General features: G+C 64.4%; 12 protein-coding genes and 1 pseudogene. 5 read left to right on the forward strand and 8 right to left on the reverse strand.

Annotation, left to right across the window (positions count from 1 at the left end):
* The 7 genes from KH208_RS13555 to KH208_RS13585 form a co-directional block, all read right to left on the reverse strand.
* A partial coding sequence (locus KH208_RS13555) for an efflux RND transporter permease subunit (protein ID WP_291437169.1) occupies positions 1-2485 on the reverse strand: 2485 nt, incomplete at its 3' end.
* A gap of 275 nt (positions 2486-2760) precedes the next feature.
* A complete protein-coding gene (locus tag KH208_RS13560; protein WP_291437171.1) occupies positions 2761-3963 on the reverse strand; it encodes an MdtA/MuxA family multidrug efflux RND transporter periplasmic adaptor subunit in 1203 nt (400 codons plus the stop codon).
* A complete protein-coding gene (locus tag KH208_RS13565; RefSeq protein WP_291437172.1) occupies positions 3960-5399 on the reverse strand; it encodes a HAMP domain-containing sensor histidine kinase in 1440 nt (479 codons plus the stop codon). Before KH208_RS13565 ends, KH208_RS13560 begins: the two co-directional genes overlap by 4 nt.
* Entirely contained in the window at positions 5396-6112 is a 717-nt protein-coding gene (locus tag KH208_RS13570) for a response regulator transcription factor (protein ID WP_291437174.1), read from the reverse strand. Before KH208_RS13570 ends, KH208_RS13565 begins: the two co-directional genes overlap by 4 nt.
* Before the next feature lie 31 nt (positions 6113-6143).
* Entirely contained in the window at positions 6144-6497 is a 354-nt protein-coding gene (locus tag KH208_RS13575) for a NirD/YgiW/YdeI family stress tolerance protein (protein ID WP_291437176.1), read from the reverse strand.
* Between the two features lie 129 nt (positions 6498-6626).
* A complete protein-coding gene (locus KH208_RS13580) occupies positions 6627-7016 on the reverse strand; it encodes a NirD/YgiW/YdeI family stress tolerance protein (protein WP_009301916.1) in 390 nt (129 codons plus the stop codon).
* A 57-nt stretch (positions 7017-7073) separates the two neighbouring features.
* Positions 7074-7457: a NirD/YgiW/YdeI family stress tolerance protein gene (locus KH208_RS13585; protein WP_291437178.1), complete on the reverse strand. Its 384-nt coding sequence runs from the start codon at positions 7455-7457 to the stop codon at positions 7074-7076.
* A 124-nt stretch (positions 7458-7581) separates the two neighbouring features.
* On the opposite strand from KH208_RS13585, the gene KH208_RS13590 reads away from it, so the two are divergent.
* The 3 genes from KH208_RS13590 (at position 7582) to KH208_RS13600 (ending at position 12824) form a co-directional block, all read left to right on the forward strand.
* Complete coding sequence (locus tag KH208_RS13590) at positions 7582-7872, forward strand: hypothetical protein (RefSeq protein WP_291437180.1); 291 nt, start codon at positions 7582-7584, stop codon at positions 7870-7872.
* Positions 7873-8499: 627 nt separating this feature from the next.
* Entirely contained in the window at positions 8500-10221 is a 1722-nt protein-coding gene (locus KH208_RS13595) for a ShlB/FhaC/HecB family hemolysin secretion/activation protein (protein ID WP_291437182.1), read from the forward strand.
* 95 nt (positions 10222-10316) lie between these two features.
* Positions 10317-12824, forward strand: a complete 2508-nt coding sequence (locus KH208_RS13600) for a filamentous hemagglutinin N-terminal domain-containing protein (protein ID WP_291437184.1) — start codon at positions 10317-10319, stop codon at positions 12822-12824.
* 174 nt (positions 12825-12998) lie between these two features.
* On the opposite strand, the gene KH208_RS15560 is transcribed toward KH208_RS13600, so the two are convergent.
* A complete protein-coding gene (locus KH208_RS15560; protein ID WP_367114966.1) occupies positions 12999-13151 on the reverse strand; it encodes a hypothetical protein in 153 nt (50 codons plus the stop codon).
* Positions 13152-13165: 14 nt separating this feature from the next.
* Here KH208_RS15560 and KH208_RS15565 point away from each other — a divergent pair.
* Both KH208_RS15565 and KH208_RS13610 read left to right on the forward strand, forming a co-directional pair.
* Positions 13166-13285, forward strand: a pseudogene (locus KH208_RS15565) (hypothetical protein); the annotation flags it as partial.
* A 192-nt stretch (positions 13286-13477) separates the two neighbouring features.
* Positions 13478-13879: hemagglutinin repeat-containing protein (locus KH208_RS13610; RefSeq protein ID WP_291437187.1), on the forward strand; the 402-nt coding region annotated here is incomplete at its 3' end.

Raw genomic sequence — 13879 nt, forward strand, 5'->3', positions numbered from 1 at the left:
TCACGGCCGCGCTCAGCGAGGAGTCATGGGCCACGTTGTAGGAGATGCTGGCCACCGGGAACTGACCCTGGCGCGCCACGGACAGCTGGGCCGGGCGTTCCTCCAGAGTGGCGATGCTGGTCAGGGGCACGGGATCGCCCGTGGAGCCGCGCACGTGGATATTCTCAATGGCGGCCGGGCCCAGACGGAAGCGCGGGGCCACTTCCAGCACCACCTTGTACTGGTTGGTCTGGGTGAAGATGGTGGAAATCAGGCGCTGGCCCAGAGCGTCGTACAGGGCGTTGTCGATGTCCGACATGCTGATGCCCAGCCGCCCGGCCGCGTCGCGGTTGATGTTCAGCCAGGCCATGCGCCCCGGCTTCTGAAGGTCGCTGGTCACGCGTTCCAGTTCGGGCCGCTCGGACAATGCCCGCACCACGCGCGGCACCCATTCCTGCAACTGCTCGCGGCTCAGGGCTTCAACAGTGAACTGGTACTGGGTGCGCGAGACGCGATCCTCAATGGTCAGATCCTGCACGGGCTGCATGTAGAGGGTCAGCCCCGGCAGGCTCGCGGCCCGCTCCATGAGGCGCTTGGCAATGGCCGGAGCGCGGGCGTCGCGTTCGGACAGGGGCTTGAGTTCCACGGTCAGGCGCGAAGTGCCCAGGCTCTGGTTGATGCCGTCCACGCCCACGAAAAAAACCACGCTTTCCACGGCCGGGTCCTGCAGGATCAGATCCGCCAGTTGGCGCTGGCGCTCGGCCATGGCCGTGAAGGACGTGTCCTGCGGGGCCTCGGCAATGCCCTGGATCACGCCCGTGTCCTGCACCGGGAAGAAGCCCTTGGGCACCACGATGTACAGCACGACCGTGAGCGCCAGGGTGCCCAGGGCCACGCCCAGGGTCAGGCGCTGATGGGCGAAGACCCAGTCCAGCCTGTGCTCGTACCAGAGAAGCAGGCGGCTGAAGAAACGGCCCGCCTCCTTTTCCTTGGCGTGGCGCTCGGGCCGGAGCATGACCGCGCAGAGCATGGGCGTGAGCGTGAGGGAGATCACCGCCGAGATCAATATGGTCACGGCCAGGGTCACGGCGAATTCGCGGAACAGCCGCCCGGCCACGTCGCCCATGAACAACAGCGGAATGAGCACGGCCACCAGGGAGATGGTCAGGGAAATGATGGTGAAGCCGATCTGGCCCGCGCCCTTGAGCGCGGCCTGCAGGGGCCGCTCGCCCTGCTCCAGGTAGCGGGAAATGTTTTCAATGACCACAATGGCATCGTCCACCACAAAGCCGGTGGCGATGACCAGGGCCATGAGAGTGAGATTGTTCAGGGAAAATCCGGCCAGATACATGACGCCCAGCGAACCCACCAGGGAAAGCGGCACGGCCAGGGCCGGGATGATGGTGGCCTCCACATTGCGCAGGAAGAGCCAGATGACCCAGATGACCAGGGCCACGGCCAGGAGCAGTTCCAGCTGCACGTCGTGCACCGTGGCGCGGATGGTGGTGGTGCGGTCCGTAACCACGCGCACTTCCACATTGCCGGGCAGGGTCTGTTGCAGCACGGGCAGCAGGCGGGTCACGCTGTCGGCCACGTTGATGACGTTGGCTCCGGGCTGGCGCTGCACCGAGAGCACTATGGCCGGGCGAAAGGCGTCTTTGCCGTCCGCGCCCGCCGAGGCCACATAGGCGGCCAGGCGCGCGTTTTCCGCGCCTTCCAGCACGTCGGCCACATCCTTGAGGCGCAGCGGCGCGCCGTCCTTGTAACCGATGATGGTCCGGGCATATTCCTGCGCCGAGGAGAGCTGGTCGTTGGCGTCAATGGTGCTGGCCCGCTCCGGCCCGTCAAAACTGCCCTTGGCGTCGTTGACGTTGGCCGAGGCAATGGCCGAGCGCACGTCGGCCAGGGTCAGGCCCGCCCCGGCCAGGGCCTTGGGATTGACCTGCACGCGCACGGCCGGGCGCTGCCCGCCGGACAGCGTGACCAGGCCCACGCCGGGCAGTTGCGAAATCTTCTGGGCCAGACGGGTGTCCACCAGGTCTTCCAGGCGGGTCAGGGGCATGGCGTCGCTGGTCACGGCCAGGGTGACGATGGGCGGGTCCGCCGGATTGACCTTGTTGTAGACCGGCGGATTGGGCAAGTCGTTGGGCAGCAGGTTGTCCGCCGCGTTGATGGCCGCCTGCACTTCCTGCTCGGCCACGTCCAGGGCGATGGAAAGGTCGAATTGCAGGGTGATGACCGAGGCCCCGGCCGAGGACAGGGAACTCATCTGCACCAGGCCGGGCATGATCCCGAACTGGCGTTCCAGCGGGGCCGTGACCACCGCCGCGATGACGTCCGGCGACGCGCCGGGATAGAGGGTCTGCACCTGAATGGTGGGGTAGTCGATCTGCGGCAGGGCCGCCACCGGCAGAGAACGGTAGGCCAGCAGGCCCGAGAGCAGCAGGGCCACCATCAACAGGGAGGTGGCGATGGGACGGAGAATGAAGATGCGGGAGAGGTTCATGGTATAGGCACCTTGCCGCGTCCCCAAGGGGAACGGGGCTTGTCACTCGGACAATATTTTCTTTGCCCTTCGGGCACAGGGGTTTTACGCCTCCCGGCGTTTGGGCCGCCTATCGTTGCTGTCTTTATCCGTAGGCGAGCTTGCGAGCCATACGGATAAAGACAGCAACGATAGGCGGCCCAAGCCACAGCGTGGCGAAAAAAGCCGTGCCGCAGGGCACACAAAACGTCACCCGTGTGACAACCCCCTAAAAACTGATCAGCGGCAGCCGGAGACTACTCCACGGCTTCCGCCTTCGGCGTCTCCACGGTCGCCGCCACCTTGACCGTGATGCCGTCGCGCAGGCGGTCCAGGCCGTCCACCACCACCACTTCCCCGGCCTTCAGGCCCTTGTCGATGACCGTGAGCCGGTCCGTGCTGATGCCCGGCGTCACCTCGCGCACATGGGCGATTTCGTCGCCCTTGTCGTCCTTGCTCACCACATAGACATACGAGCCGCGCGAGCCCAGTTGCACCGCCGAAGCCGGAATGGTCACGGCGTCCGTGAGCATCCGGACCATCAGCCGGGCATTGACGAACTGGTTGGGATAGAGCGCGCCGTCCTGATTGGGAAAACGGGCCTTGAGCTTGACCGTGCCCGTGGCCGCGTCGATCTGGTTGTCCAGGGACAGCAGGCTGCCCACGGCCAGCAGATGTTTCTGCTCCCTGTCCCAGGCCTGCACGGGCAGGGGCGGCAGAGACGGGTTTTCCTCCCGCTCGCGCAGGGCCCGCGCCACCAGGGGCACCTGGCTCTCGGGCAACGTGAACAGCACGTCGCAGGGGCTGACCTCGGTGATGCGCACCAGGCCGTCGCTGTCCGAGCTCTTGATCTGATTGCCCTCGTCCACGTTGCGCAGGCCCAGCCGTCCGCCCACGGGCGCGGTGATCCGGCTGTAGTCCAGTTGCAGGCGGGCCGAATCCACCGCGGCTTTGTCCGCCTCCACCGTGCCTTCATACTGGCGCACCAGGGCACGCTGGGTCTCGTACTGCTGGGCCGCGATAAAGTCGCCCTTGGCCAGTTTGGCATAGCGCGCCAGGTCGCGGCGGGCATTGTCCAACTGGGCCTGGTCCTTGGCGAGATTTCCCTGGGCCTCGTCCAACGCGGCCTGGAAGGGCCGGGGGTCGATTTCCGCCAGCAAATCCCCTGCCTTCACGCGCTGCCCTTCCTGAAAGTGCAGGCGGACCAATTGCCCGTCCACCCGGCTTTTGACCAGCACGTCACTGGAAGGAATCACCGTGCCCAGGCCGTTGAGAAAATGCGGCACGTTCTGGGCCAGAGCCGTGGCCACGCGCACCGGCGGCGCGTCCATGCTCATGCCGGGCCGGGCGCCGCCGCCCGTGAAAAACAGGCGCCAGATGATCAGCGCGGCCGCCAGGGCCAGCGCCAGCCAGATGTATATGCGACGGCGGCCCGTAGTGCGTTGAGCCCATGCCTTCACTCTCTGTCTCCTTCTTCAGCGCGCAACAGCGGAAAAAGCACGCGAAACACGCTTTCTCCCTTTGGCGCGGCCCTGTCCCGCTCCAGCCGCCAGCCCAGATGCTCACAGGCCCGCAAGGCCAGGGAGAGCCCCAGGCCGCTGCCCGCCGAACCGGCGGCGCGCTCGTGTCCGGACCGGGCCGGATCACCGGCGCAGTCCGCTTGCGGGCCGCGCACGCCGCGCGCGAAAATATCCAAATCTCCGGGAATGCGCCCGCTGTTGCGGACCTCCAGCATTTCCGGCGTCAAACGCAGATAAACGCGGCCATTCTCCGTATAGCGGCAGGCATTGTCCAGCAAATTCTTGAATACAATGGCCGCCAGTTCCTTCTGGCCCACGGCCTGGACGCCGTCCGCCACATCCGCGTAAAGCAGCGCCGGACCGGCATCCACAGGCAGGGACGCATTCCCCCGCTCGCCCCCGCCCTTTTCCGGCCCGGCCAAACGCAGCAGCCCGCCGCGCTCGCCCCCCCGGATCAGGCCCCGCAGCTGTTCGCTGAGCTCCAGAGGGCCGCGTTCAAGATCCTCGGGCCGCCGGGCCAGCAGCAAGAGCGTGCGCACCGTGGCGGACATGCGCGCCGTGGTGCGCGAAAGCCGCTCCACCACGGCCATGAGTTCCGCGTTGCCTGACGCCTCGGACAGTGCAGCCAGGCGCAGTTCAAGAATTTCCAGACCGCCCTGCATGACTGTGAGCGGCGTGCGCAGTTCATGGCTTACGTCGCCGGTGAAAAAACTCTCCCGCCGCACGAAACGCTGCAAATCCGCCTCCCGCGCGGCCAGAGCGCGGGCCAGCACGCCCACCTCGTCCTCCAGGCCCAGAAGATCCGGCGGCACGGGCGTGACCGCGGCGGGCTCCCGAGGATCGCGGCTTTCCACCGCGCCGGTCAGGCGGCTGAGCGGACGGGTGAGCCTGCGGGAAAGCAGCACGGCCAGCAGAACGGCCACGGCCAGCCCGGCAGCGGCGCAGAGCAACAGCAACCCGCCCAGACGGGCCTTCAGGGCCTGAAACGCGCCGGTCCGGCCGCTCAGGGCGTAAGCCACGCCGTTGCGTCGGACCAGGAGGACAAATTCCTCCATCTGTTTGAAGAAATGCAGGCCGTCGGGCAATTCCTCCCAGGCCGGGGGAATCTGCTTGCCCACCAGAAAACGCCAGTGCATGGCCGCTGCCAGATCCTCGCCGTAATAGAGGTTGCGGCGGCCCCGGTCTTCGGCTTCCCAGGCGCGCCGTTCGGCTTCGATAAGCGCCTCCATGACGGGCCGGGCGTGCCAGCTCACCAGATATTCGCCCAGGCGGTCATAGGAAAACAGGCCCACCAGGCCCAGCGTCAGGCTCATGCCCAGCGCCAGCAGCACAAAGGCCGCCAGCATGCGCCGACGGATGCTGGCCCTCTGTCTCACGCCTCCGTCTCCCTGGCGAGACTCAGGCGGTAGCCCACATGCGGCACGGTTTGCAGCAGGGGCACGGCAAAGGGCTTGTCCAGCTCGCGCCGCAGCTCATGGATATGGGTGCGCAACGCGCTGCCTTCCGGCGCTTCGTCGCCCCAGAGCAGATGTTCCAGGGTCTCGCGCCGGACCAGAGCCGGGGCCACGCGGATCAATTCGGCCAGGATGCGGAAGCCCGAAGGGCTCAGACGCAGTTCACGCCCCTGGCGCACGGCCCTGTGCTCGGCATTGTTCAGGCTGAGATCGGCAAAGGTCCAGACACCCGCTTCCGCCGCCGCCCCCCCGCTCACGGCGTTCAGGCGGCCCCGCCGCAGCAGGGCCCGGATGCGGGCCTCAAGCTCCTTGAGGGCAAAAGGCTTGACCAGATAATCATCGGCCCCGGCCTCCAGGCCGCGCACCCGGTCGGCCACGGTGTCGCGCGCCGTGAGCATCAGCACGGGCACAGCGGAATGGTGTTCCTCGCGCAGATTCCGGCACAGGCTCACGCCGTCCAGTCCGGGCAGCATGACGTCCAGTACAATGCAGTCAAAGCGTCCCTTCAGGGCCATGCTCAGGCCGGTCCGGCCGTGACGGGCGCAATCCAGCTCATAGCCCAGGGGTTCCAGGTAGGCATAGAGATTGGCCAGGATGTCCTCATTGTCTTCAATGAGCAGAAGGGAGACGGGCATGACGCACCTGCGGCGAAGTTAGGTCGTCAGTTTAGTCGATGAGAGCCAGAGCGTCCACTTCCACTTCATTGGAACGCTTGCGGCTCCAATTCACATGGCCCATGAGACGCACCCGTTCGCGCGGCGTGATCGTGAGGTGGCCGAAAATGTCGTTCTCGATCTCCACCACCACGCGGCCGCTTCCGTCACCGAACAGATATCTGTTTTTACGGAAGGGGATTTTTTCCAAAATATGCCCTTCCAGCACGCAAGGGGCATCGTCCTGGGCGTCCAGCACATCCGCGGCCCGGGTCACCGTGGGCGAGACGCCCGGCCCCTCAAAACCGGCGGCGTGCGAGGGAACGGCGGCGCACAGGATGAAAAGCAGCAATGCCAGTACACGCATGGACATACTCCGGGCAAAACCGGGGCGGGATAAGCCCGCCCCGCGTTCCGCCGTTCTTTTAGAGCAGATTTACTTTGCCCTAGAACAGATTCACGTTGAAATTGGGCACAATTTCAACGTTGAAATACTTTACTTCAGAATTTCCAGAACCTTCACGTCAATCTTGACCGGTTCCATCATGTCCTTGTCCACTTTGCCGGAAAGGCGCACCTTGGTCTGCGGGGTCACGGTACGGCCCGCGAAAATCTCGTGGTCGATATCCACGATGATCTGACCCGTGGCGTCCTTGAACAGATATTTGTCGTCGCTGCCGGCCAGGCGCTCCACAATGTTGCCGGTGAGCACCACGGGCGCGTCGTCCCAGGAACTCTGTGCCTTTTTCACCGTATCGGCCTGCACGCCGCCGGTGGGGCCCTGGAAGCCGCCCATGCTCTGGCCGCCGGAATTGGGGCCTTCAAATGCCGCGTAAGCGGGGACGGCCAGCACGGCCAGCATGACGAAAGTAAGCAGATAACGCATTTTTTCCTCCAGATGTTACAGTATATGTTTTGAGTATATTGTGGGCGAGGCAAGAGCCTACTGCAACAGTTGCAGCACCTTCACGTCCACCCGCAACGGCTTGTTGGGATACTTCTTCAGCTTGCCGAACAGACGCACGTTGCTCTCGGGAGTGATGTCCCTCCCGGCGAAAACCTTGTGGTCGATCTCCACCATGATTTTGCCGCTTTCGTCCTGAAACAGGTATTTGTCGTCCTTGCCGGCCACGCGCTCCACAACATGCCCGGTCAGCACCACCGGAGTTTTGTTGGGGGCAGTCAGGGCCTTGGCAACGGTGTCCGTGCCCACGGTCCCGCCGGGGCCCTGAAAGCCGCCGCCGGGCAGGGCCGGGGCCGCCGTTTCGGCGGCATATACTGGAGCCGCCAGCATGACCGCCAGCGCCAGAAAAAGCAGATAACGCATAGTTTCCTCCTGCATCGCGGGCTTGCTTCTCGGCAACACCCGTTGCCGCCCGCGAAAACACTCTGTCCCGGCAGGCGTCAGCAAAGCGTCAGCGCGCGGCGTCCCGAGGCGGGAGCGCGCCCTTGTGGAACCGGGGCAAAACTGCTATTGTCCCGGCATGAAAGAGCTTGATCCGCATACTATCCGGCCCTGTCTCGCCTGCGGGGGCACCAATGCCCATCTGGAATCCATGTTGCCGCCGGGCCGTCGGCAGGAAGTCTGGCGCGTGGTCTGCGCCTGCGGCCAGACTTCGCAGCAGTGGTCGGTTTCTCAGGGAGCGGCCATCCGCGCCTGGAACCGCAATCTGGCCCAGGAAAGCGATCTGGCCTCTCTGTCCAAGGAGCGCATGACGCCCCAGAGCCATCTCAAGAGCTAGTACCGTGTAACGCGTAAAGGTCACATGGCACTATCCGGCCCTCCGGTTTTTTCCGCCCCACGGCGCCGCCATGAGACGGCCGCGCCGTGTCTTTTTTATTTCTCCCGCCTGATGCGGACGCACGCGACGCCTCCCCGAGAAGGGCCACTTCCGGCAGCTTTTCGCCGGTTCTCTTGGCATGTTCACTGCGGCGCAAGCCAATCCTCTACAGCTTAGGCTCAGCCCTCATTAAAAGCGCCTGCTGCAAAATCGCCTTTTTCCGTGCGGCCGCGTTGCAAAAAAGAAATTGACCTCGCGGTATGTTCAATACAGCGTCGCCCGATTTTTTCTTTGCGCCTTACTGCCCGAAAAAAATTCAGCTTTTCCCGGACGGCGTTTTGATGAGGGCTGAGCCTGATGCACGGTTAACAATCGGATATGATTGCAACCAGTTTTTACAAACCTTTCCCGCCCGGGCGGGAAGGCGTTCCCCGGCCCTCTTTGGGACTAAAAAAAATTACTAAGTAATTTGCCCTGCTGCCGAACAGAATCAATACGTTATAATTAAAATAAATTTATTTATATTTACTTTTATTTTTCACCTTCCTATATATACTCATGAATAAAATTCTGCTTGCCGCAGCTGTTTTGGCAGCTCTGGCGTCGCGGCTTTTCCCGGCATCAGCTACCCAGGCCGCCGGACCCGTTGCGCCGTTTGATCTGCCCGCCCGCGCGGCCCAGCCGTATGAGCAGCGCCTGCGTGAACAGGAGGCCCGGCAGCGTCGGCAATTGCTGACGCCGCCGCCGGAAACGGAGAGCGCGCCCAAAGGAACCGAGACATTGCGTCCCGGTGGTCCCTGCGTGACGATACGCTCCATCCGGGTGGAGGGCGCGCGCCTGCTGTCTGACACGCAAACGCGCAAACTGGTGTCCCCGTATGAGGGCCAGTGCCTAAACCTGGACGGCATCAACGCGGTGCTGCAAAGCCTGACCAACGCCTATGTGGAGCGCGGCTACGTCACCTCCCGGGCGGTTCTGGGCCCGCAGGATCTCAGCCGGGGCGTGCTGGTCATCAAGATTATCGAGGGCCGGGTGGAGAGCGTGGGGCCGGACGCGGCCTCCACCATGCAGCCCAAACAGTTTCTGACCATCTTTCCCGGCGTCAAGGGTTCGGTGCTGCAATTGCGCGATATCGAGCAGGGCCTGGACCAGCTCAACCGCCTGCCCTCCAACAACGCCACCATGCGCATTGAACCCGGCGCGGAAGCGGGCTCCAGCCGGGTACTGATCAACAACGTGCAGAAGCGCACCTGGCGGCTTTCCGCCGGGGTGGACAACCTGGGGCAGGAAACCACAGGCCTTACCGAGTACACCCTCGGTTTTGAAAAAGACAACTTCCTGGGCTGCAACGACCAGTTCGCCCTGTACTGGACAAGTTCCATGCCGCGCATTGCCGGGCAGTTCGGCAATCCCTGGGAGGGATACAGCGACAGCATTTCCGGCCTGTTTTCCGTGCCGTTCGGCTACTGGCTGCTGAGCGGCAGCGTCAGCCGTTTCAATTACAGCACGCAGATTTACGGCCTGAATCAGGCCTACACCAGCAGCGGCACCACCACGGCGGCCCGCCTGGCCCTGGACAGGGTGATCTGGCGCGACGCGGCGAGCAAACTTTCGCTGGGAACATTCATTCAGTACCGGGACGTGGTCAACCGCTTTGAGGACGTGCGCCTGGTCTCCAGCAGCTACCGCCTGACCACCAGCGGCCTGGCCGCGAGCTACGTGCGCCGGATGCTGGGCGGCGTGCTGACCCTCCAGGCCGAGCAAATCTGGGGCCTGCCCACCATGTCCTGGAGCGTGCCCGGCCCCGTCGGTTCCACCACGCCGCACACCAATTTCAGCAAAACCACGGGCACGCTGGGCTGGTACCGCCCGTTCAACGTGGGCGAACAGCAGTGGGCCTGGTCGCTGTCGGCATACGGGCAGACCAGCGAACAGACCATGTACGGTTCCGAGCGCTTATACCTGGGCTCTTCCTACACGGTGCGCGGCTTCAAGGAGACGCCCGTGGGCGGGGATTGCGGCGGTTACGTGCGCAATGAGCTGGCCTGGACCGTGCCGGAGAAATGGCTGGGCCCGCTCAAAAAAGCGCCTCTCGGCCAGGTGCGGCTTTTCGCGGCCTATGATTACGGCGGCATCGCCCGTGACGGCAAAGATCCCTACGAATGGGGCGAAATGCACGGCATGGCGCTGGGGCTGCGCACCAGCGGGGATTTTTCGGTGCAGGCGGCCTGGTCGCACCCGCTGGGCGCGCCGGATTACGTCAAGGAGCGGGACGACGTCTGGTATCTGACCCTGCGATACACGTTTTGACACACAATCTTCCGCCGCGTCGGCCCCCGATTCCGGCGCGCGGGACGTAAGCGCTCAGCAAGGAGCGCGTTTTGCCGGGCTCAAGGGAGGGAATCATGAAGAGGAAAGGGGAAGCGCGCAATGTCCTGCTGTGCGCCGTGCTTACGGCGCAGTTGATCCTTTTGCCCGTACTGGGAGCCAACGTCCGGGCCGCCGGTGTGACGCCGGACCCCAACGCGGCGGCCAACAAGCGCCCGAGCATGGAGACCGCGCCCAACGGCGTGCCGGTGGTCAATATCACGGCGGCCAACGGCTCCGGGCTGTCGCACAACCAGTACCATGATTTCAACGTCCACCAGCAGGGCCTGATCCTGAACAACAGCAGCGGGGCCGCCAATTCGCAGCTCGGCGGCATTCTGGCGGGCAATCCCAACTTCCACGGCAACCGTGGGGCCGAGGCGCGCACCATCCTCAACGAGGTGACCAGCGCCAACCGTTCGCGCATTGAAGGCTATATCGAAGTCAACGGCCGGGCGGCGGACGTGATTCTGGCCAATCCCAACGGCGTGACGGTCAACGGCGGCGGCTTCATCAACGTGCCGCGCGCCACCATCACCACGGGCAAGCCGCAGGTGGACCCCGGCGGCGCGTTGCGCGGCTATGAGGTGCGCCAGGGCGACATCCGCATTGAAGGCGCGGGCATCAACGCTGACAACACCGACGCCTTTACCCTGCTGGCGCGCACGGCCCATGTGGAGGCCCAGGTGCGCGCCAGCAGTCTGGCCGTGGTCACGGGCAAAAACAGCGTGGCCGCCGACGGCACAGTGACGCCCCTGGCCGATCCCTCCCCTGCCCCGGCTGATCCCGGCAATCCCTCCGCTACGCCCGCCGCCGCCGAGGAAAAACCGGAAGTGGGCATTGACTCCTCGGCCCTGGGCGGCATGTACGCCAACCGCATCACCCTGATCGCCACGGAAAAGGGCGTGGGCGTGAACCTGGAAGGCACGGTGCAGAGCGCGGACCAGATGGTGATCACCGCCGACGGCAAGCTGCGCCTGCGCGAGGCCGTCTCGGGCGGCGACGCGGTGCTGGCCGGCAAGGGGGATATCGAACTAACCGGAGCCGCCGTCACGGCGGCGCGCGACCTGACGGTGACGGCTGACAACCTGCGCCTGGAAAAGGGCGTGTTTGAACCGCAATATGAAGCCCGCAAGGCCAAAAAACAGGCCGGAAGCGTAACCGCCGGTGCGGCTTCCGCACCGGCGTCGGGCCTGACAGGCCCGACGCCCGAGCCGGAACCGGAAAAATCCTCCGGACTTTATGCGGGCGGCAATCTGTCGATCAAAGCCAATACCCTGGTTCTCGGCGAAGACGCGCAGGCGGCGTCCGGGGTGGACAGTTCCGGCGGTCTGACAAAAGACGGCAACACAACTATCGCCGCCGGCACAGTGGAGGCAAAGCGGGCCAAAGTCCTGTCCGGCGGATCGATCACCATCGCGGCCGCCACGGCCAATGCCGCCTCTTCAACCATTGCGGGCCGGGGCGACGTCGTGCTCTCCGGCGGGGAGCTCGCCCTTCTGAACACCCTGGTACAGGGCGGACGCGTGGGGCTGGACCTGGAGCACGTGAAACTGACGGAAAAATCCAAGGCGGAAGCCGTCACGGATCTGGCCTTTCGGGTGGCCCAAGCGGAGCTGAACGACGCAAGCCTGAGCGCCGGTTCCGACTTGCTTCTGGATGTGGGAAAAGCCCTCTTTGACGTTCAAAGCAGCCTTTCTTCCGGCAATGACCTGACCCTGCGCGGCACGGATGTAACCCTGAACGGCGCGTTTCTGGCGGCCGGGCAGGACCTTGAATATTCCGGCGAAAGCCTGAGCAATATGAGCGGCGTCCTGTACGCGGCGCGGGACCAGCGCCTGTACACATCCGGCCTGCTGCTCAACGACGGCGGCGAAATTTACGCCGGGCGCGACATTCTGATCGCCGACGCCGACGGCAAGGGAGAGAACGCCGTGCGCAATCTCTCGGGCACGATCTCCGCCGGGAACGAGCTTTCCATCAGCGCAAAAACCGTGGAAAACAAAAAACGCGAATTTGAAGTGGCGGAACGAGGCAAGCACATTTCATACAACGAATGGTATGAATGCAACAAGCCGTTGCTCGGTCACGGTTGCGACAGAAGGCAACTGTGGTATTACGTCAACGTCTATGAAGACTACATCCTGAAGGATTCGCCGTCCGCCCAGATGCTTGCGGGCGGAGACATTCTCATCAGCGCGGACCTGCTTGAAAACCACTACAGCACCATTGCCGCCGGAAATAATCTCGCCGTCAAGGCGACCAACGTCGACAACAAGGACGCCGTGCTGCAACGGACGCGCACGGTCAAGGAAACCATGAAGGGCTGGGACTCCGATGATGACTTCACCGGCGAATATTTCCGGTCCTACAATGAAACCTACGAAGAGATCGGGCGTTCCCCGGTCGTCGGATACCTTCAACAATTACAGCGACCGCCAGGGCATTTCGCTGCCCAACGGCAATTCGGAGAGCGCGGGCTATCCTTTTGCGGGCAGTCCCATGTTCCGCCCGTCCACGTCGCCGGGCCATCGTTACCTCATTGAAACCAACCCCATGTTCACGAATATGGGCCTTTTTTACGGTTCGGATTATTTCCTGAGCCGCATCGGCCTGGACCAGGACCGCCAGCAGGTGGTCCTGCTGGGCGACGCCTTTTATGAGACGCGCCTTGTGCAGCAGCAGATTCTGGCCGCCACGGGCCAGCGCTTCCTCAACGGCTACAGTTCGGACGCGGACCAGATGCGCGGGCTCATGGACGCGGCGGCGGCCCAGGCCCAGGGGCTTGATCTCAGCGTCGGCGTGGCCCTCACCCCGACCCAGGTGGCGGCCCTGACCCAGGACATCATCTGGCTGGAAGAAGAAGAGCACATGGGCCGGAAGGTGCTTGTGCCCCACCTCTACCTGGCCTCGGCCACCCAGCAGGACATCGCGCCCGGCGGCGGCGTGCAGGCCAAAAACGTCTACATCAAGCTTCATCCAGGGCGGGGACATCAGCCTGAAGGCCGGGGGCGACATTGTCTCGCAAACCCTGACCCGCCCCGACGCGGGCAATGCCGCCCACCAGCATGTGCTGGCCCAAGGCCGCATCGAGGCCACGGGCACTGTGACGGCCGTGGCGGGCAACGACCTGGCCATCCGGGGCTCCACGCTCAGCGCGGGCGGCGACGTGACCCTGGCCGCGGGCCGGGACATGACTGTGGGCACCGTTACCGAGGAGTTTCACCTTGACGGCGGCTCACGCAGTTGGGAGCACCGCGTCACCCACACCGGCTCCACTGTGGCGGCGGGCGGCAACCTGAACATGACCGCCGGGCGGGACATGACCGTGGCCGGTTCCCAGGTGGGCGCGGGCGGCGACGCCCAACTCGCGGCGGGCGGCAATCTGTCCGTGGTGGCCGTGCAGGATACGTTCAGCTCCTTTGTCAAGGCCGAGTCCGGCAAGGGCGGCCTGTTCTCCTCCAGCTCCAAGTCCACCTATACCCAGGACTACCGCACCTCCAAATCCTCCACAGTGGCCTCCGGCGGCAATCTCAGCCTGCTGGCCGGGGTCACCGGTTTGACGCCGGGCGCGTCCGCTGCCTCCGGCGCGCCCGCGTCA

This window comes from Desulfovibrio sp. (assembly GCF_018379785.1).
In the GTDB taxonomy this organism is placed as follows: Bacteria; Desulfobacterota; Desulfovibrionia; order Desulfovibrionales; family Desulfovibrionaceae; genus Desulfovibrio.

Coding starts and splice junctions, on each gene's coding strand:
- KH208_RS13580 (WP_009301916.1), bottom strand. CDS start 7,016: ATGCGTTATCTGCTTACTTTCGTCATGCTGGCCGTGCTGGCCGTCCCC.
- KH208_RS13585 (WP_291437178.1), bottom strand. CDS start 7,457: ATGCGTTATCTGCTTTTTCTGGCGCTGGCGGTCATGCTGGCGGCTCCA.
- KH208_RS13570 (WP_291437174.1), bottom strand. CDS start 6,112: ATGCCCGTCTCCCTTCTGCTCATTGAAGACAATGAGGACATCCTGGCC.
- KH208_RS13600 (WP_291437184.1), top strand. CDS start 10,317: ATGAAGAGGAAAGGGGAAGCGCGCAATGTCCTGCTGTGCGCCGTGCTT.
- KH208_RS13575 (WP_291437176.1), bottom strand. CDS start 6,497: ATGCGTGTACTGGCATTGCTGCTTTTCATCCTGTGCGCCGCCGTTCCC.
- KH208_RS15560 (WP_367114966.1), bottom strand. CDS start 13,151: ATGTGCTCTTCTTCTTCCAGCCAGATGATGTCCTGGGTCAGGGCCGCC.